Raw genomic sequence first — 19,477 nt, 5'->3', positions numbered from 1 at the left:
CGGACCTGCGCTGGCAGGCTGTCAGATGAATATGACTGGCAACGATCGCATGAGTTTGTTGCCGAAGACGTGAGAGCAATATAATGCGAGCGCCTGACAGGAGCCCTGCTAGACCAGCACCCTGCCGTGTGTGTCGATCTTCCCCTCTGCGATGCGGGTGGAGCTGATCCTTATGTTGTCCTCGGCCATCTTGTACTCGATCTGCACTATCTTCAAAGGCCTCAGACCGTTCTCCCGCCTTATCTCGTTTATCCTGTATGCGGTAGGCGCGGTCTCCGGGGAGACGACGATGTAATCGTAATCCTTCTCTATGGCTGATCCGAAGATGTCGCTGATCTTCTCCACCTCAAAGCTCTCCACGCCGAGCTTCTCCCTCAGAACCCTCCTGAGATTTTTGAGCCTGGTATCGAAATCCCTGACAGGCCTCTTCCTCTGGCTCCTCGCCATCTCATCTGATGTGAGGGCTATCACCACCGTCCCATCCTCTCCGGCGACCTCGAACGCTTTTTTAAGGAGAGCGAGATGGCCATCGTGAATCGGATCGAATGTTCCACCTACAGCGACTCTGGCCATACGTGCGCCAGAAGGAAGGGATCGGTATAAGTAACTACCGCTTGCGCAATCCGTCAGCATCTTTCCTTGATGATCTTCTCCACGATCTGCCTCGAGCTGCAGAGCTCGCATGGTTCCCTCTCAGATATCCTCACGACCCTCGCCTGTAAACCCCTCCTTCTGAGCTCTCCCTGAAGCCAGCTCTCGTCCATGTACTGGTCATAGCCCAGGGTGATTACATCCGGTCTCAGCTCCCTGACTGGCTCGAAGATGTCCGTCATGCTTCCCAGAACAGCCATATCAACCATCTTCAGGGCTGATACCATCCGGAGCCTCTGATCCTCAGGAATCACAGGTTTTGGTTTGTGCCTCACATTGATATCCCTTGCAACAACCACCACAAGCTCATCCCCCAGAGCTCTTGAGCGCTCGAGGTAGAGAAGATGCCCTGGATGCAGTATATCGAAAGTGCCGGTCGCCATCACTCTTGTCATAATACCTCCCTCTGCGTGTCGCAGAAACTCTGCTCTGCAGCACGATGCTTCTGATGCCTCACTCCCGTATCACCATCAGATCCCTCCTCCTTCCAGAGGAGTCATAGCATCTCCAGCTCCTTTCATCAAATGGTGGAAATGCGATTATGTGGTAGCTGCCGGTGTGAGAGAAGAACTCCAGGTCCTCCTGTGATGGAAGAGGATTCGGCACCGGATGACTGTGGCACGATCCGACAACCGGCATGCTAGGAAGCATGTACATCGGGACCCAGGCCATCCATTCGGAGGAATCTGTCCCTGGGAGGATCAGTATCTCGGATATCACCCCATCCCTGGCCTGGAGCAGCCCTGCGAACTCCCGCGGCATCGTGGATCTGCTCGCCTCCAGTATGAACTCCAGAGCTTCCCCTGCTATTCCCTTAACCCTGCGCATACCTGCTGACCTCTGACCTTGAGCCTGTGCTCTGCTCAGCAGACCTGAGATGGATGCAGTCTCCCGCCAGAACCCTGACAAGCTCGCCATCATCTCTCCTCAAGATCAGGGCACCATCTGGATCCAGCGACTCAGCAACTCCGGACACATCGCCGAACCCCTGGATCCGGACCCGCCGGTTGATCGTATCAGAGAGCCCAACCCACTCCCTGTACACATCCGCGGATTCCAGCAGCGCCCGCATCTCCTCAAGCACTCTTGTGATGAGTTCGCCCCGTGAGATCTCCCTGTCAAGCTCCGCAGATACTGTGGTCGCGTTCCATTCCTCCGGCAGCGAGGAGGCGCTCATGTTCGCGTTTATTCCGATCCCGATGATCACGTAGTTTATGATATCCAGCTCAGCCGATATCTCCGTCAGTATCCCGCAGATCTTTCTCCCATTCACCAGCACATCGTTGGGCCACTTTATTCTTGCATTCAGACCGTAGAGATCCCGGAGGGATCTGCAGACAGCGACAGATGCCGCCATCGTGTACCTGAACGCCTCCGATGGAGGGGCTCTCGGCTTCAGTATGATGCTCATCCATATGCCCCCTGGAGGAGAGAGCCACCCCCTTCCGAGCCGCCCCCGGCCTGCAGTCTGGACCTCGGCGATCACCACCGTCCAGCTCTCGGATTCGTTCGCGATCCCTCTGGCGAACTCGTTTGTCGATCCGATGCTCTCCAGCATTATCAGCCTGCTGCAGATGCCCTCCGGGATCTGAAGATGCAGCGGTTCAGGGCCGAGGAGCCTGTAGCCGAGACGTGTGGAGGCCTCTATCCTGTAGCCCATCGAGCGAAGGTGCATGATGTGCTTCCATACGGCTGCACGGCTCATCCCAAGCGCATCCCCAATCTCCCTTCCCGAGACCCACTCTCCGGAAGCCGCCCTGAGCCTGCGGATGATGCTGCAGGAGATCTCCTCAGCTCTTCGCCTCTCCTTCATCCTCACCAGATCTGTATATAGAGAGGTACGCGCCCACAGCAGCCGAGACAGCGGCGATCTTTCTCGTGTCTGCACCGAGCGCAGAGGCCAAGCTCTCGCGCTTCTCCTTCTCCTCGGTCACTATCCTCTTCACATCATCCAGGATGTTCTCCTCCCTGATGAAGTGCGTGTTGATATCTCCTCTCCTGAACCTCTCGTTTCTCAGAACAGCCTTGTGGAACGGTATGTTCGTTGCGACTCCCACTATTATGTACTCGTAGAGCGCCCTCTCCATCCTGGCTATCGCCTCGTTTCTGTCCCTCCCATGCGCCACAAGCTTTGAGATCAGCGAGTCATAGTATGGCGGGATTACATAGCCTGTGTAGACGCCGCTGTCGACCCTGATTCCTGGCCCGCCGGGGCTCCTGTACCTCTTGAGCCTGCCGGGTGATGGAGCGAAATCGTTCATGGGATCCTCTGCATTTATCCTGCACTCTATCGCCCATCCCCGTATCTCTATCTCGTTCTGGCTAAAGCTCAGATCCTCGCCTGCTGCCACCGAGATCTGCTCCTTTGCGAGATCTATCCCTGTTATCATCTCTGTTATGGGGTGCTCCACCTGGAGCCTGGTGTTCATCTCCAGGAAGTAGAAGTTCCCATGAGAGTACATGAACTCCACCGTCCCCGCGCTCCTGTATCGTATGGCCTTCGCAGCCCTCACCGCTATCTCCCCCATTCTCTTCCTGAGCTCCGGGGTCATTATCGGGGATGGGGCCTCCTCGATCAGCTTCTGGTGGCGCCTCTGGATCGAGCACTCCCTCTCCGAGACGTAGACCGTTCTCCCCCTGCTGTCCGCCATTATCTGGAACTCTATATGCCTCGGCTCGGTCAGATACTTCTCCAAATATACGGTTCCATCGCCGAACGCTGAGGTCGCTATCGACTGTGCCGATGCCACAGCAGTGGCGAGGTCCTCAGGCCTGTCGACGATCTTCATGCCTATCCCACCGCCTCCAGCTGCTGGCTTTATTATGACAGGATAGCCGATTCGCTCCGCGACATCAGCTATCTCCTCCGGGTCGGATATGCCACGCTCTGTGCCCGGCACTATCGGCACCCCTGCGTTTTTCATCATCTGCCTGGCGGTTATCTTCGAGCCCATCGCATCGATTGAGCTGCTGGAGGGCCCTATGAACACGATTCCGTTCTCCTCACACAGCCTTGCGAATTCCGGATTCTCCGCCAGAAAACCGTACCCGGGATGTATCGCCTCAGCTCCGGTCTGGAGCGCTGCCTTTACGATCTTATCCATGTTGAGATAGCTCTCCGATGATGGAGATGGCCCGATGTAGACCGCCTCATCCGCGTACTTTGCGAAGAGCGCGTTCTTGTCCGCATCCGAATACACTGCAACGCTCAGGACGCCGAGCTCCCTGCAGGCCCTCATTATACGGATTGCAATCTCCCCACGGTTTGCGACCAGGATCTTCTTGAACATCCCCAAACCCAACGCTCTACAAAGGTAAAACCTTTTTGGAAAAAATTTTTATAAAATAAAATATTAAACATGATGGGAACAGCTTAAACTCCCAGCTGCCCATCTCATCGCATGATTCATCTTGCCAGGATGCTTGCAGACATTCAGTTCGGGAGGGGAGCGGGAGCCGCTCTTTTTCCAGACGGCACGACCTTCCAGCTTTCCAGCACGCAGAGGCTGAGATATCTTCTCTCAGGGGATGAGAGGATAGCGACCGTGCGCGCCCGGGACTCACATCTGACGCTCAGCATGCTCGGCGCTGAGAGGCTGCACATGGCGTTTCCGCATCCAAGATTGAGGGTTGTCGCATCCCAGGAGGCTGTGCCGTTCGTCTCTGCCGGAAAGAACCTCTTCGCCAGGCATGTGCTGTACGCAGATCCTGAGATTAGGGCGGGCGATGAGGTGCTGGTCGTTGATGAGAACGACAGGTTGATCGCAACCGGGAGGGCAGTTCTGGCGCCTGAGGAGATGCTTCAGATAAAAAGGGGTGTGGCCGTCTCAGTGAGATACGGAGTAGAGGAGCATGTACGGAGTGGCTGAGAAGCTCGATCTGCTCAGGAAGATAATCGCATCCAGAGAGAGCATGCTAGTATCTTTCTCTGGAGGTGTCGACAGCAGCCTTCTCGCTGCGATCTCCAGAGAGGTTCTCGGAGAGAGGGCGGTGGCTGTTATCCTTGACTCCCCGCTGATGCCTAGAAGGGATATCAAGCATGCGATGTCTGTTGCTCAACGTCTTGGGATGGAGTGCATCGCTGTCGAGCATGATATCCTCCATCTCGAGAGCGTGGTTGAGAACAGCCACGAGAGATGTTACCACTGCAAGAAATCCTCTGCGAGAGTCCTCAGGAGCATCGCGAGCTCTCTCGGCATCGGCTGCGTGGCAGATGGCGTCAACACGACAGACTATAGCGATTACCGCCCGGGGATAAAGGCATGTGATGAAGAGGGTATATGCCATCCGTTTGTCGATGCCGGCATATCGAAATCTGATATCAGGGAGATTGCAAGATCACTAGGACTGGATTTCTGGAACATGCCATCATCTGCATGCCTCGCATCCAGGATCCCATACGGCATGCGCATAAATCTGAATACGCTTAAAAGAGTGGAGCAGTCAGAGGATCTGTTGAAGGATATGGGGCTATCACAGGTTCGCGTGAGAGCACACGGCGACCTCGCCAGGATCGAGGTCCTGCAATCCGAGATACACCAGGTTCTGATGCAGAGGGAGAGCATCGTGAATGAGCTCAGAAGGCTTGGATTTGTATACATCACGCTCGATCTGGAGGGATACAGGAGCGGAAGCATGAATGCAGGCGTGCGGATGAAAAGGCGCTCGGATAAAACAGATCAACATACATTGATGGATCGCCACTGATCAGCGATTTGCACAGACTTTAAACACAAAATTTATAACCAAAATAAATCCACGCTAATCAGAATATGATACCTGAAATGAATCTCATGTGCCCTCCGGGCTGGCAATCATGCATGAGGGCAAATCGCCACCTGGAGAGATCACACGCTGTTCCCGCCCTGCTTTGGAGCGCATTTGTGCTGCTGATCCTCCTCACATCAGCGGCATCATCCATGGGCGCGGTTGATATCGGTAATATCTCACGGTCCGACACCGGGCAGCTGCACCAACCACTCCGTGACCCCATGGGTGTGGTTGATGTCGGTGATATCTCACAGTCGGATGTGATCATGTATGTTAGCAACGACAATCCCCGTTACTACGTCCAGGGCGCGATACACGTTCCGCGAGCGGAGTTCGTCGCCGACGGCAGGCTGCGCTCTGTGCGTGAGATCCGTGAGATACTCGGATCACATGGCCTGACAAGAAATGATACTGTCGTCGTCTACGGGAGCTGCATGGAGTGCGGCGATCCAACGTATATCTGCTGGCTGCTGAGCTATCTGGGGCAGGAGGATGTCAGAATCCTGGAGATGGAGAGGATTGGAGCTAACATGAGCGAGAGACCATCGATCAGACCTCCAGCAAACTACACCCCTGAGCTCAGGCCGGAACTCCTCGCCACATATGATTATGTTAAGAGCGGCGCTGCACAGGTCGTGGACGCGAGAAGCGCAGCTGAGTTTCAGGCTGCACACATCCCTGGAGCGGTGAATGTGGAGTCTTCATCTGTCCTGAGCAACGGAAGACTGAAGAACGCCAGTGAGCTCGCATCCCTTTTCAATCTCGACCCCAGGAGACCGGTGGTCGTTTACAGCCTGAACGGCGGACAGGCATCCCTCGTCTGGTTCGCCCTCAGGAGCCTTGGATACGATGCGAGGCTCTACACATGGCTGGACTGGCTTGATCACCAGCCAGAGCTCAGAATGGAGCTCTCAGACCTCAGAGCAGATGTGAGCACGGAGCGACTGGTCAAGATAACCGCCACGTTCTCCGAGAGCCCGAAAAACGACAGCATGAACGTGATGGGATGCGTCACATGCGAGCCCATAACGATATACACCGGCGGTCTCAGCAGGGATAAGAGCACCGGCGTGAGGCTCGGAAACTACACATCACCGGGGAGAAAGGTCGTGAACGTTATCGGCGCTGCGGAGACCGGAGCAGCAGGCCCGGAGAAAGCTGTTGATATTGTGGCTGTTGTGACGGACAGCTCTGATGAAGAGATCTCACGGGTCATGCTGCATCCAGTATCAGCATATGTGTACACAGGTACCTGGGACGCGTCTGGCGTTCCCGCAGGGATATACAACCTGAGCGTTGAGCTCTCAGCATGGGGGATCACCAAGCGCTTCGAGAAACGCACATCTGTTGAGATACAGGCTGAGAGGTACAGGAAGCTCGGAAGATTCTGATCACGGAGGTCATGCGCTTGAAGATAGAGGTTCTGGGCACAGGATGTGCCAAATGCAAGGGTCTGGAGAAAAATGTGCGCCAGGCGGTCAAGGAGCTTGGCATAGACGCAGAGATAGTCAAGGTGGACAGCATCATGGAGATCATGGATCGCGGGGTGATGATGACCCCGGCTCTTTGCATCGACGGAGAGACTGTAGCTGTCGGCCGCGTTCTGAGCGTGGAGGAGATCAAGGGCCTGCTGAAGGGGTAGGTATGGCAGAGAGTTGCCTCTGTGAGGCCAGACGCGCGATATTCACATGCGCTGGCGGCTCGAATGTCGGCCAGCTCGCAAATGCCGCTGGCAGGGAGCTGACCGCTCAGGGATATGGCAGGATCTCGTGCCTGGCCGGAATAACAGCCAGCATCAGGGGTATAACAGCCTCTGCGCAGGGTGCAGACGCGATAATCTCCATAGATGGATGCTCCCTGGAGTGCTGCCGCAAGAGCCTGGAGCTCTGCGGATTTCAGCCGGATCTTTGTGTTGTGATAACGGAGCTGGGTGTGAAGAAATCTCCGGACCTCTCGATCAGCGAAGAGGAGCTCAGAATTGTCGTCGATGCGATAAAGGGACAGATGGCAGGCATATAGCTCAGCACCGCAGGGAACTTTCATACCGGCATGCACGTGCGACACGAAGTCGACCGATGGGACTGAACTATCACCGGATCCTCTGGTCTGCCCTTGTTTAGGTGATCTGCAAGGGTTGACTCCCAATCTTCATTTTCTCAATCATCGTTCGTCATATCGCTCAGCCCAGATGCGTTTGAGGACCTGCTCGGATAAGAGTTCTGAGCCAGGTATTCGAGTTCGCTCTTATTCATCTTATAACTTGACAAGTGAACACCGCCCGGGGCGCAACAGCTGCCGCGTGTATTCGAGTTCGCTCTTATTCATCTTATAACTTGACCGAAGAGGCACCAGTCACGCTATGCGCTCGTGGCGAGCGAATGAGTGCATTCAGCAACCGTCTTGGCTGTCCTTCAAGTTGCTGAATACATAAGAGCATTCGAGTTTTGCAGATGCTGATTGTTATGAGCACTTCTTCCTTGTTCAGATACATCTCGTTCTGATACCAAAACGCTTACATATTAGTATTACTGTTAGCTGTAATGTTTACAGGAGGGTGTGGTATGATAAGGCGTTATGTTCAGCTGCTTTTTGTTGCATTCCTGATCAGCACGCTCTCTGCAGGGGAGACAACGGATGACAGGCTGAGAATTGCGACGACAACGAGCCTTTATGATACAGGGCTTCTCAATGCGCTGGAGAGCCGGTTTGAGGAGGAGTATGGGATAGAGGTAGACATCATCTCAGGTGGAACAGGATTCGCGCTTGAGCAGGGGAGGCGCGGGGATGTGGATCTGCTTCTCGTTCACGATAAAGAGCGAGAGAGGGAGTTCATAGCTGATGGATATGGTACTGAGAGGAGATGCTTCGCGTACAATTACTTCTACATCGTCGGCCCTGCCGAGGACCCCGCAGGTATAAAGGGCAGGAACGCATCCGAGGCGTTCAGGAGGATTGCAGAAGCTGGAGAGAAGAATCCAAACGTGCAGTTCGTCTCCCGCGGCGACAACTCCGGGACGCATGCACGCGAGAGGCTGCTCTGGAAGAGCGCCGGTATCGAGCCTGCAGGCAGATGGTATCTGGAGTCAGGCCAGGGGATGGGCGCGACACTTATCATGGCAGATGAGAAGAGTGCATACACGCTCACGGATATGTCGACGTACATGGCCTTCGCGGGCAACCTGAGCCTCGTGCCGCTGGTGACGGAGAGCGATGAGCTGCTCAATGTGTACGCTGCAATACCAGTCTCCGCATCAGAGCATCTGGATCTCGCGGACAGGTTCGTGGAGTTTCTCGTCTCCAGGGAGGGACAGGAGATCATAGCAGGCTACGGAAAGGATATCTACGGGAGGGCGCTGTTCTATCCAGCCGCTGGTCACTGCATGGAGATCGGATGCAATGCCACAGAATGTCCAGGAGAAATGGTGAGCGTTTTTGGATGAGATAGCAAGAGGGTTCATCAGGGCTGTTGAGCTGATAATCGAACTGGATCCGGAGGTGATCGAGGTCACGCTCCGCTCGTTTTTAATCGCACTCGCCTCGGTCACCATCGCATCTCTCATCAACGTACCTCTTGGAAGCCTGATACATTTTCATCGCTTCCCGGGAAGGAGTGCTTTGATAAATCTCATCCAGACCCTTTACAGTATACCCACAGTGACCGTCGGGCTCTTCGTCTTCCTGCTCATCTCAAGAGCGGGTCCGCTCGGCAGCTACGGGCTTCTCTACACTCCTTATGGAATGATCATCGGTCAGACTGTTCTGATAACGCCCGTCATCCTCGGGCTCACGATATCAGCTCTGAGCGGTGTAAGCGAAGATATCAGAGATACAGCCATCTCGCTTGGCGCTGACAGACTGCAGACGATGTGGACGGTGATAGCGGAGGCGCGAGGACCTGTGCTTGCGGCTGTGCTACTCGGCTTCGGAAGAGCCCTCTCAGAGGTGGGCGTTGCGATGATGATAGGCGGAAACATAAGAGGGTACACAAGAGTGCTCACAACAGCGATAGCTCTCGAGACATCCATGGGAAACCTGGAGGTATCAATAGCTCTCGGCATGATCCTGATCTCGATATCTCTGGTGGTGAACACAGTGGTCGGCAGGCTCCAGGGGTGGTGAGGATGATCCGGATCGAAGGCGTGAGCGTTGAGAGAAACGGCAGGCAGATACTGGATGATATCAACGTTGACGTCAGAACTGGCGAGACGCTGGGTATAATCGGCCCGACGGGCGCCGGAAAGACAACGCTGCTCAGGGTGATGGATCTCATCGAGGTTCCCTCAAAAGGTCGTGTGCTCTTCAGGGGTGAAGCTCTGAAGAACGAGGGCGAGAGGCTGGCAGCCAGACGCAGGATCGGAGTGGTCTTCCAGCGGCCGGTCATGCTCAGGGGCAATGTTTACGATAACGTGGCTTACGGCCTCAGGATACGCCATTTATCGAAAGATGAGATTGATGGGAGAGTTAAAGCTGCCCTCTCTGATGTCGGCCTCGAGGGATACGAGAGAAGGCCCGCAGGGATGCTCTCAGGAGGGGAGATGCAGAGGGTGGCGCTTGCAAGGGCTCTCGCGATCTCGCCGGAGCTCCTGCTTCTCGATGAGCCGACCGCCAATCTCGACCCCAGAACATCTTATGTCATAGAGGATCTGATATCCCGCGCGAAGATGAGAGGGATGACAGTGGTCATATCGACCCACGACCTGCCCCAGGCGGTGCGTCTGGCCGACAGAATTGTGATCATCATGGACGGGAGGGTGGTATCGTCCGGATCTGCGGACCTCCTGATGAGGTCTGATTCCGATGACGTGAGGGCCTTCCTGCATGCGGGGATGCTCAGACCGGTTGACTGGAGGTTGATTCATGAATTCGCGCGGGTTTCTCACTGAGAGACAGATCCAGGTCCTGCGCCTCAGAAGAAGAGGGATGTCACAGGAGGAGGTGGCTGCTCTCCTCGGCACAACCAGAGCTAATGTAAGCATCCTGGAGAAGAGGGCGATGCAGAACATAGACCGCGCGCTTGAGACACTGAAACAGTGGAAGACGATCCAGGCGCCTGTTGCCGTAAGGATCCCTGAGGGCACGGACCTCTTCTCCCTGCCAGGGATCATATTCAGAGAGGCCGACGGGCGGGGGTTGAAGCTGCCGGTGAACTCGATAGATATCCTGGCTGGATTGAAGGAGATCGCACCGCATCTCACCAGAAGAAGGCTCATCGAGAGGAGTTTTGACATCTATGTCACAGAAGACGGGGAGATCTATGTCGAGGAAGCAGATGGGAGCTGTGAATCCAGATCAATGTGATCTATCAGGCTTGAAGATAGTTTTGCCATCTTTACACGCAGCGTTCTTATCCATATGATAACTTGCATGTAGCGGCACTGATCATGCTCTTCGCTCCTGAAGAATGAACAGGTGCTTCCAGCAGCCTGTCTACATGACATCCAAGTTGCTAAATACAGAAGAGCGACACGCCGATTATGGCCCTCGAGCATGCTCAATATGTTGAGGTAAACGCTCTTATGTGTTTGGCAACTTGCGGGTCGTGTAATATGGCTGCTGAACGCACTTATTCATTTACCTGGAATGCGTAGCAAGCCCAGTGCTTCTATTGGGCAAGTTAACATATGGATAAGAGCGAAGGTAAATTGCCCTCCGCTCTTATGCAATCAACAACTTGTGGGTCATGCCTGGAGATTGCTGAACGCAATCATTCCCCCAGAAGGAGCGCAGAGCAGTAGCGGTGTCTCTTTGGGCAGGTTATCAGATGGATGAGAGCGTTGCCCTCTTGGCGGATTTCTGGATAAACGACTATGCAATGGCGGCCTCACCTGATCAGTAACTCAAGCACGCTCACGGTATTGAGCAAATACTGGCCATCACACACGACCTGAGCAGGAATGGTGATCCCTCCACAGACAACCTCTCGCTAATCACGTGCACGCCTCTCCTCGACCCTGGTCAGGACAGATGCAACAATCAGCGGGAGCGTTATGGTCGCGTCCCCGTAGACCGTGACGTGCTTCGCCTCAGGGTCTATCTTTCCCCAGGATATCGCCTCTGATAGCGTCGCGCCTGAGAGCCCGCCCGCCTCTGGATGATCTGTTGTGAGCTGGATCGCAAGCCTGAAGCTGTTCGGGGTCACAAGCATCGACTGCAGGGCGAAGTTCTTTGGCACCCCTCCACCGACAATGAGTATTCCGGCCATCTCGGATTCGTAGCATATATCGACGATCTCCCTAACATCGTCGAGAAGATCTATGTTCAGCCTTTTCGTCTGCCTGTGTAGCCATGCCTGGAGGCCTATCATGGAGTCTGTTATCGCGGGGCAGAAGACAGGCACACCGCAATCGCTGGCGCTCCTGAGTATCGATCTCCTGTCATCCATCCTCGACCCGATCTCTGCCAGCAGCTCCCTTCCGGATATGGGGTCATCCCTGTCAGGAAGCAAATCCTGGAGCAGCTCCTCGAACCTGACGAAGTCCTCGTCTGTTATGTACACATCATATATCCTCGATACCCCCGATCTCCTCAGCTCCCGGTCGTCCGCCTCAACATATCCCAGACGGTGATGGCTGAATGACTCCACAATATCGTGCACCAGATTCGCACCGGTGGTGACGAGCACATCTATCATGCCTCTCCTTATAAGATCGGAGATCAGATCCCTCATGCCAGCAGGCACCAACGCACCTGCCAGGGTGAAGAACTTCCTGTAATCACCCTCCACCATCTCCTGATAGATCTCAGCGGCATGCGCGAGCCTGCGTGCGCCGAAGCCGCAGCCCTCCATGCCCCTCACCAGCTCATCCACGCCCATCTCAGGCCTTACGGAAAGCTGCCGAACATGCTCCATCAACATCGCTCCATGTGGGATGTGATTGAAAGTCGAGTGCTTTCATTCTTTTGGTGATATCTGGTGTTCTGGGTGGATTTCCCCATATGCATGAATCGCTGAAGCGACCCGGACGATCCCGAACTCTAGTAGCCTCACCGAGAACTGCAGAATCGAATGACATGATGGTGTGGAGGGCACGATCGGAATGCCAGAGCCGCGCACAATTCACCGGCTGCTAAGCATTCCCATATGCATCCTCTGCGGTCTCCACGACCAGAGATATGATATCTTCAGGTGTGTTTATGTAATAAACCCTGCCGAGAGAGCCGAGAGCCTCCAGGACGTATCTGTCCTTACCCTTCTCATCTATGCAGAAGAGGACAAAACTGCCGAGTGATGCGGCCTTCCTCAGATACTCCCACTGTGTGTATAGGTTCTGTATACCCGTGTCAGTTATGCAGAGTATCAGGCATCCCCTCCTCTCCTTCACAAGCTCCAGGATCCTGCTCCCGGGTATGTTCGTTCTCCCGCAGAGGTACTCAACCAGGACATCCTCCACAGCATCGAGGTCCCTGCACCAGGGCTGCACCAGAAAGCCCTCGCTGAAGTTTATCGCAGCAAGCTCAGCACCCTGCTCATATGCGAACTGAGCAGCCTTGAATGCGGCCAGCGTCGCATAGAATGTCCTCGATCCCCTCCTGTGGCCATCCATGGACCTGCTGCTGTCTAGAACCACGAGAAGGTCTGGAACATCTGACCTGCCCGGAGACATCCCGCATGATTCATGATCCCTCTTGTAAGTGGTCACTCCAGGAACAAGCCTGGGGCTCATGCTGAGGGAGTAGTTCACGTCCATCTCATCAGGAGGATCATCGAAGCGCCACCTCAACGTGCCTGTGGGGTATGTATCTCTCCTGCCTGATCTGCTCGCCGCGATCTCTATTCTGTACCCCTGGTCGCGGTACCACCGCTTGAGATCCCCCCTGACGCCAAGCACCTCAAGACACCTCAGATACTCCTCCGGCTCGAGCTCAGAGGCGAGTCCTGAGAGCGGCGCGGATCTCGCATTCCCCCGGAGGATCTCCAGAGTTCTTATCTCATCCCGCCCAAGAGAGCCCGGTGTGAGCGTAGAGAGAACCATCGCCATCTGCTGGCACTGTCTCTTCCAGAGGGACCTGTCCCGAACGCCGGGGGCGAAGATCTGGAGCAGAAGTCTTGTCTCAGCTCTCTCGACCGCGCCACAGATCTCAGCAGACCAGTACCTCTCGAGGAACGATAGAACTGCCATATCCAGATCTGATTCTGCAGACTCTGCAGTGCGCCTCCAGAGGTGGATCACCTTCTGCTCATCATGCTCACTCCTCTCGAGCCTGAAGGAGTCGATCACTATATCGCTGAATATGTTCACGATCGCCCGCGCAAAGATCGTGTCGTTTCTTTTGATGCCCTTCATCGCAGAGAGAACAAGTTCACCGGCCACCTCAAGCGACCTGGGGCAGAAAATGTAATGGAGGATAAGGTGCTCGAAGAGGCTCTCCAGATAGAGCTGGTCGCTCAGATCCTCTTCCCTTACGGATATCCTGTAGTTATCGAAGGGGAAGACGCCAGAGCCACCAGAGGAGATCACGGGGCGCGGGAGCGGTGGGTAGTGCCACTCGCTCCGTGCCGCCTCCCATATCCTGAGCATCTCACCTTCTTCCGACCTCGATCCTGACACCGCCTGACCTCCAGCCGGCGTTCTTTCCGGCATCGCCGCAGATCCTTATCACCCCACCCTTAGCGAGAATCCCGGCGTAATCCCCGGCATCGCCAAGCACCGTGAGACGCCCGGAGCGCATCAGCCAGCCAGCCCTCTCGCCTGCATTGCCCTTCACAAGTATCCTGCCCCCGGAGTTGCTGACACCTATGAAGCTCCCCGCATCTCCCAGGATCACGCCCCAGCCACCTCTCATGTTCCTGAACGCATAGGTTCCGCAGGAGGATGCGACTATCCCACCTCCGGTCATGCCCTGACCGAGGTAATCCCCCGCATCTCCCAGCCTGATCATGCCAGAACTCATCCTCTCGCCCACGTGTGATGGTCTGCTCTTCCCATCACTGCTGAGGATGAGTGTGCCTGATGAGAGCCCAAGCCCGGCGAAGTCCATCGGGCGCACCGTGACCGGCTGTCCGGATCTCTCCGCTGCGATGCTTGTGACGTACCCCCATATCAAGGATTCCTTCTTTCCATGAGGCGTGGTCGACAGAAGCCTTGGAAGTATGTCATCGCCCACGAGCTCCGCGACCTCCTCCTTCTCCGGACGATCCGGGAGCCTGTCTGCGAGATCCTCGAGGCTTATAACCCTATCCCCTCCACCGGATTCGAGCCTCCTGTGCCGGATCCTTCCACCGTATGCGCTCTCCATCATATCCTTCAGGCCCATCATACCAGCCCCGGTATGGGAATACTGCTAGCGAGGTCCTTTGTTAGCATCGCACACCTCTGGATTCACAACGCACTGCATGTTGTGTATTTCCTGACTACCTCAGCCTCTCGAGCATCGGGATGTAATCCAGCCTGGCGATCGGATCATCGTATTCGGAGAGCTCCTTTACCGCTCTGTCAACTGCAAGATCCCCATCGATCGCCCTCGAGAATATCATGTTCATCTCCCCGCGCTCGTTGACTGTACGGTCTATACTCTTCTGAACCAGATCGGATATGTACTCCAGCCGCCTTGCGCCGTAGTACGGTGGCCTCTCGAGCATGGAGCGATTCGGCGTCACCCTGTGCCATATGATGTAGGGTGCAACCGCCCTCAGCACCTCGATTCTTGATCCTTTGCTGCTCCCACATACGAACGAGACCGCCTTCGTGAACGCTCTCAGATCCTGGCGCACCCTGTCCGAGAGCCCCTCATCGATCTGCCAGCAGCAGACCTCCGGGTTGTTGAAGTAATGGCATCCGGAGCACAGCCCGTGGCTTGGATCCCTTCCGGAGAGCTGGGTCTTGTCGAAGCACGGCGCGCGCTCGCAGAGCGTGAAGTCGCGGATGAGTGAGATTATGCAGAGCTCTGAGAGAGGGTCGAGCTGTACAGCATCCACCGCGTGAGGCAGCGCATCGAACCCATCTGCTGAGAACCTCGGGAGCTGCTCCGCCAGATCCCTCAGATCCTCAGTGCGCTCTGCGAGGTTCAGCCCCGCGAGAAAGTCGGGCTGTACCGCAGGCACACACGCTGATATTCTGTCCATCAGAGCCTCATCCACCGGATACGTGGAGCTGAACTCCGGGTTCATCGTGGCGAAGTAACATGTGTCCCCTGGCACCAGAACCTGACCAGCATAGGTCAGCTTTCTCTTCTGGATGATCTCCAGGAAGAGGTTCTGCTTTCCAGCGGGAAACCTGTTGATCTCGTTGATGAGCTTCCACCTCGACCTCGCCCATGGCGTCCAGAGGACTCTGATCTCAGTGCCGGATGGCTGCATCCACTGTCTTGGATCTATGAAGCCGATGATCTTCTCCTCTGTCTGCTCTGGGTGTCCAGAAACCATGAGGTTCTCAACCTCATCAAAGCTCATGTTCATGAAGGCGCTTCCAAGGAGGTTAACAAGTGTTGTTTTGTTCGCGCCCATGCCCCCGTACAGTAGAACGGCCCTGTTCCTGAGGCATGCATTGGCCAGGCAGAATATGAGCTGCGCGTTGAACCTTCTGGATCCGATGGAGAGATCTTTAACTCCGAGATGTAGGCGCAGCTCCTCCAGGGCATCCATGAGCGATGCGATCTTCGAGAGGAGGCCTGCAGAGGATTCCATGATGGTCACAGGAACGCCCGGTGGGCTTAAAGGCTTTCCTTCATCTCCGGAGAGTCAGCCATGCAGGATTGCAAGCGAGGTTCTTGATGCATTCCTTCCGTCTGCCCACTTAAATATCCATAGGAAAAATATGTTATGTATAATTTGCCAAAAGCCGATCCATTTACTTAAATCGTATTAAATTGAAAAATACATGTTATGGCACCATCATAACAACTATAATTATTATTTATTATATTATCGTAGAAATGGTGCACAAATGGTGGTGCGAACCAATAGATTTATTAATAATGAACATAATCTATCATTAACATCTGCCGCCGAGCTGCCATCAGACCACGCGGCGGATGGAGATGAAAGGAGGTTTATAAAAATGGCCGAGGAAACCGCAAAGACCGCGGTCCTTCTCGAGGAGAGGAGGCTGTTCCATCCCCCGAAGGATTTGGTCGAGAACTCAAATGTCATGCAGTGGATGAAGAAGAAGGGCTTCAAGACAGAGAAAGAGATGCGCGAGTGGTGCTCCAAGAACTACGTCGAGTTCTGGGATGAGATGGCCAAGACATACGCGGACTGGTTTGAGCCCTACAAGCAGGTCCTCGACTGGAAGCCCCCGTATGCCAAGTGGTTCGTTGGTGGCAAGTGTAACATGGCCTACAACGCCGTGGACAGGCATGCGAAGTCCTGGAGAAGGAATAAGGTAGCCTACATCGCTGTGGGAGAGCCACTTGGCGACGTAAGGAAGTTCACCTATGGGGATCTCTACAGGGAGGTCAACAAGCTCGCAAACGGCCTGAAGAGCCTGGGAATCAAGAAGGGCGATAGAGTCAGCATATACATGCCCATGATACCGGAGCTGCCGATAGCGATGCTCGCCTGTGCGAAAATCGGCGCGATTCACAGCGTGGTATTCTCAGGATTCAGCTCGAAGGCATATGCTGACAGGGTTATCGATGCGGAGTCGAAGATATCCATCACCGCGGATGGCTTCTGGAGGCGCGGAAAGATCGTGGAGCTCAAGAAGCAGGCTGACGAGGGTATTCAGGATGCGCCAACCATAGAGCATCAGATCGTATACAGGAGGACAGGCCAGGATATTCCGTGGAACAAGGACAGGGATATCTGGTGGCATGATCTTGTAAAAGATCAGCCTGCTGAATGCGAGACCGAGCAGCTCGACCCGGAGCACAGACTGTACATTCTGTACACATCGGGCACAACAGGAAAGCCGAAGGGCATAGAGCATGCGCATGGCGGATACTGCGTGGGTGTTCCGCAGACACTGCACTGGGTGTTTGATCTCAAGGAGGAGGACGTCTGGTGGTGCACCGCGGATATCGGGTGGGTCACAGGGCACTCGTACATAGTATACGGCCCGCTCTCGCTCGGCGCGACCAGCATAATATACGAGGGCTCTCCTGATTACCCGGACTTCGGAAGATGGTGGTCGATCATAGAGGAGTTCGGAGTCAACGTGCTCTACACAGCACCAACTGCTATCAGGATGTTCATGAGGGCCGGTGAGCAGTGGCCTGCCAAGTACAACCTGAAGAGTCTAAGGCTGCTGGGCACCGTGGGCGAGCCGATCAACCCGGAGGCCTGGGTCTGGTACAGGAAGAACATCGGAAGGGATGAGCTCCAGATCATGGACACCTGGTGGCAGACCGAGACCGGCACGTTCATAGGCTCTCCGCTCCCGATCACGCCGCTCAAGCCAGGAAGCTGCACGTTCGCTCTCCCGGGATACAGCATGGATGTATGGGACGAGGCTGGAAAGCCTGTGCCTCCAGGAGAGGGCGGAAACATCGTCATACTTGAGCCGTATCCGTCGATGCTGAGAGACTTCTACAAAGACCCACAGAGGTACTTCAGGACATACTGGGAGACATACTGGAACGTCCGGCCCGGAACATACCTGGCAGGCGACAAGGGCAGGAGGGACGAGGACGGATACTTCTGGATACAGGGCAGGATCGATGATGTCATCAAGGTCGCAGGCCACAGGATCGGGAACTCGGAGGTCGAGTCAGCTGCAGTTTCACATCCGAAGGTCGCAGAGGCAGCGGTCATCGGCAAGCCGGATCCGGTCAAGGGCGAGGTCATAATAGTGTTCGCCATTCTCAGAGAGGGCGTGCCTGAGAGCGAGGAGCTGAAGAAAGATATCGCAAAGCACATAAGAGAGACCCTTGGACCTGTAGCCATGCCAGAGGCGGTATACTTCGTCAAGGACGTCCCGAAGACGAGATCCGGAAAGATCATGCGCAGGGTCATAAGGGCAAAGGCGATGGGACAGCCTGTCGGAGATATCTCCACACTTGCAAATCCAGAAGCAGTGGACGCTATACCGAAGATCGTGTAGAGCGTCTGCATTTTATTTTTTTATTAAATTTCTTGCTGTTATTTCTTAAATAATTTTATATGATATGATGGCGATCCGCTTTGGATGATGATTCAACAATATGTAATATTGGAAAGAGAATTGTTTACTTTAACAATACTTTAATGATTGTTAAAGATCATTATTAAACATTAATTTCATTCAAACGTTAAGTTTATAAATGAAAGAGATAATTATCAATCGTAATAATGCCTCTGAGTCTCCTCATCCTGATTTGCCTGGTGGGAGGGCAGATTTGCACAGCGGGGAGGGGGCTGGAGGCAGAATGACTGTTAAGGAGTGTCAAAATGGCTGAGCAAAAAGCTGCTACAACTGCGGTTCTTCTTGAGGAGACAAGAGTATTCCATCCCCCGAAGGAGCTTGCTGAGAACTCAAACGTCATGCAGTGGATGAAGAAAAAGGGTTTCAGCAGCGAGCGGGAGATGCGCGCCTGGACAGGCCAGCACTACATAGAGTTCTGGGACGAAATGGCAAAGACATACGCGGACTGGTTTGAGCCATACGCGCAGATCCTCGAGTGGAAGCCTCCGTATGCGAGATGGTTCGTCGGAGGGAAGTGCAACGTCGCGTACAACGCCGTGGACAGACATGCAAAGGACGCAAAGAAGGACAAGGTCGCCTATATCTTCGTGCCCGAGCCGACAGATCAGCAGGTGCAGAAGATAACCTACCTGGATCTGTACAAGGCTGTTAACAAATTCGCAAACGGCCTGAAGAGTCTTGGTGTGAAGAAGGGCGACAGGGTCAGCATATACATGCCCATGATCCCGGAGACGCCGATAGCGATGCTCGCATGCGCAAAGATCGGCGCGATCCACAGCGTGGTCTTCTCGGGATTCAGCGCTGGAGGCCTCCAGAGCAGGGTGCTCGATGCGGAATCGAAGGTTGTTGTGACAACGGATGGCTTCTACAGGCGTGGCAAGCCGCTCCCGCTCAAGCCGAACGTCGATGAGGCCGTCCAGAACGCCCCGAGCGTCGAGAAGGTTGTTGTGGTCAAGAGGGCAGGGCTTGACGTCCCGATGAAGGAGGGCCGCGAT

At 54.8% G+C, this 19,477-nt stretch carries 20 protein-coding genes; 11 read left to right on the top strand and 9 right to left on the bottom strand.

The features are described 5' to 3' along the window. Positions 1 to 108: 108 nt before the first annotated feature. Genes QHG98_06705 through QHG98_06685 form a run of 5 tightly spaced genes read right to left on the bottom strand, consistent with a single transcriptional unit; the run spans position 109 to position 3,941 of the window. On the bottom strand, positions 109 to 573 hold the full coding sequence (locus tag QHG98_06705; protein ID MDH7597407.1) for a phosphopantetheine adenylyltransferase: 465 nt from the start codon (positions 571 to 573) through the stop codon (positions 109 to 111). Positions 574 to 626: 53 nt separating this feature from the next. Further along, entirely contained in the window at positions 627 to 1,046 is a 420-nt protein-coding gene (locus QHG98_06700) for an FAD synthase (GenBank protein MDH7597406.1), read from the bottom strand. A gap of 58 nt (positions 1,047 to 1,104) precedes the next feature. After that, complete coding sequence (locus tag QHG98_06695; protein ID MDH7597405.1) at positions 1,105 to 1,479, bottom strand: Mov34/MPN/PAD-1 family protein; 375 nt, start codon at positions 1,477 to 1,479, stop codon at positions 1,105 to 1,107. Continuing rightward, the gene (locus tag QHG98_06690) at positions 1,466 to 2,464 is read right to left on the bottom strand and encodes a biotin--[acetyl-CoA-carboxylase] ligase (protein ID MDH7597404.1); all 999 of its coding nucleotides are present in this window, start codon (positions 2,462 to 2,464) and stop codon (positions 1,466 to 1,468) included. The genes QHG98_06695 and QHG98_06690 overlap by 14 nt, the downstream gene beginning before the upstream one ends. Continuing rightward, positions 2,442 to 3,941 carry an acetyl-CoA carboxylase biotin carboxylase subunit gene (locus tag QHG98_06685; protein MDH7597403.1) on the bottom strand — a complete coding sequence of 500 codons (1,500 nt, stop codon included), beginning with the start codon at positions 3,939 to 3,941 and terminating at the stop codon, positions 2,442 to 2,444. The genes QHG98_06690 and QHG98_06685 overlap by 23 nt, the downstream gene beginning before the upstream one ends. A 111-nt stretch (positions 3,942 to 4,052) precedes the next feature. Between QHG98_06685 and QHG98_06680 the strand changes: the two genes are divergently transcribed. The 9 genes from QHG98_06680 (at position 4,053) to QHG98_06640 (ending at position 10,719) form a co-directional block, all read left to right on the top strand. Further along, positions 4,053 to 4,520: a pseudouridine synthase gene (locus QHG98_06680; GenBank protein ID MDH7597402.1), complete on the top strand. Its 468-nt coding sequence runs from the start codon at positions 4,053 to 4,055 to the stop codon at positions 4,518 to 4,520. Next, complete coding sequence (gene larE, locus QHG98_06675; protein MDH7597401.1) at positions 4,504 to 5,358, top strand: ATP-dependent sacrificial sulfur transferase LarE; 855 nt, start codon at positions 4,504 to 4,506, stop codon at positions 5,356 to 5,358. The genes QHG98_06680 and larE overlap by 17 nt, the downstream gene beginning before the upstream one ends. A 284-nt stretch (positions 5,359 to 5,642) precedes the next feature. Further along, the gene (locus tag QHG98_06670) at positions 5,643 to 6,812 is read left to right on the top strand and encodes a rhodanese-like domain-containing protein (GenBank protein ID MDH7597400.1); all 1,170 of its coding nucleotides are present in this window, start codon (positions 5,643 to 5,645) and stop codon (positions 6,810 to 6,812) included. 17 nt (positions 6,813 to 6,829) lie between these two features. Next, on the top strand, positions 6,830 to 7,063 hold the full coding sequence (locus tag QHG98_06665; protein MDH7597399.1) for a thioredoxin family protein: 234 nt from the start codon (positions 6,830 to 6,832) through the stop codon (positions 7,061 to 7,063). 2 nt (positions 7,064 to 7,065) lie between these two features. Beyond that, positions 7,066 to 7,440, top strand: a complete 375-nt coding sequence (locus QHG98_06660) for a putative zinc-binding protein (GenBank protein ID MDH7597398.1) — start codon at positions 7,066 to 7,068, stop codon at positions 7,438 to 7,440. Positions 7,441 to 7,982: 542 nt separating this feature from the next. Then, positions 7,983 to 8,861 (top strand): substrate-binding domain-containing protein, encoded by an 879-nt coding sequence (locus tag QHG98_06655; GenBank protein MDH7597397.1) that lies wholly within the window; start codon positions 7,983 to 7,985, stop codon positions 8,859 to 8,861. Next, positions 8,854 to 9,540, top strand: coding sequence for an ABC transporter permease (locus tag QHG98_06650; GenBank protein ID MDH7597396.1), 687 nt, complete (start codon positions 8,854 to 8,856; stop codon positions 9,538 to 9,540). Before QHG98_06655 ends, QHG98_06650 begins: the two co-directional genes overlap by 8 nt. 2 nt (positions 9,541 to 9,542) lie before the next feature. Further along, positions 9,543 to 10,304, top strand: a complete 762-nt coding sequence (locus QHG98_06645) for a phosphate ABC transporter ATP-binding protein (GenBank protein ID MDH7597395.1) — start codon at positions 9,543 to 9,545, stop codon at positions 10,302 to 10,304. After that, positions 10,279 to 10,719 (top strand): Tfx family DNA-binding protein, encoded by a 441-nt coding sequence (locus QHG98_06640; protein MDH7597394.1) that lies wholly within the window; start codon positions 10,279 to 10,281, stop codon positions 10,717 to 10,719. Before QHG98_06645 ends, QHG98_06640 begins: the two co-directional genes overlap by 26 nt. Before the next feature lie 625 nt (positions 10,720 to 11,344). On the opposite strand, the gene QHG98_06635 is transcribed toward QHG98_06640, so the two are convergent. The 4 genes from QHG98_06635 to QHG98_06620 all read right to left on the bottom strand — a co-directional run bounded on the left by QHG98_06635 (position 11,345) and on the right by QHG98_06620 (position 16,045). Then, entirely contained in the window at positions 11,345 to 12,271 is a 927-nt protein-coding gene (locus QHG98_06635) for a deoxyhypusine synthase (GenBank protein ID MDH7597393.1), read from the bottom strand. Positions 12,272 to 12,488: 217 nt separating this feature from the next. Beyond that, a complete protein-coding gene (locus QHG98_06630; protein MDH7597392.1) occupies positions 12,489 to 13,970 on the bottom strand; it encodes a VWA domain-containing protein in 1,482 nt (493 codons plus the stop codon). Beyond that, positions 13,942 to 14,676, bottom strand: a complete 735-nt coding sequence (locus QHG98_06625; protein ID MDH7597391.1) for a hypothetical protein — start codon at positions 14,674 to 14,676, stop codon at positions 13,942 to 13,944. Before QHG98_06625 ends, QHG98_06630 begins: the two co-directional genes overlap by 29 nt. A gap of 97 nt (positions 14,677 to 14,773) precedes the next feature. Next, positions 14,774 to 16,045: an AAA family ATPase gene (locus tag QHG98_06620; GenBank protein ID MDH7597390.1), complete on the bottom strand. Its 1,272-nt coding sequence runs from the start codon at positions 16,043 to 16,045 to the stop codon at positions 14,774 to 14,776. A gap of 373 nt (positions 16,046 to 16,418) precedes the next feature. Here QHG98_06620 and acs point away from each other — a divergent pair, with 373 nt between their 5' ends. Next, the gene (gene acs, locus QHG98_06615) at positions 16,419 to 18,401 is read left to right on the top strand and encodes an acetate--CoA ligase (GenBank protein MDH7597389.1); all 1,983 of its coding nucleotides are present in this window, start codon (positions 16,419 to 16,421) and stop codon (positions 18,399 to 18,401) included. Between the two features lie 326 nt (positions 18,402 to 18,727). Further along, the coding region (locus QHG98_06610; protein MDH7597388.1) for an AMP-binding protein at positions 18,728 to 19,477 on the top strand (750 nt) is incomplete at its 3' end.

Source organism: Methanothrix sp. (assembly GCA_029907715.1).
Lineage (GTDB): Archaea > Halobacteriota > Methanosarcinia > Methanotrichales > Methanotrichaceae > Methanothrix_B.
The sequence above is the reverse complement of the archived record's forward strand: the minus strand, read 5'-3'. Positions and strand labels throughout refer to the sequence as shown.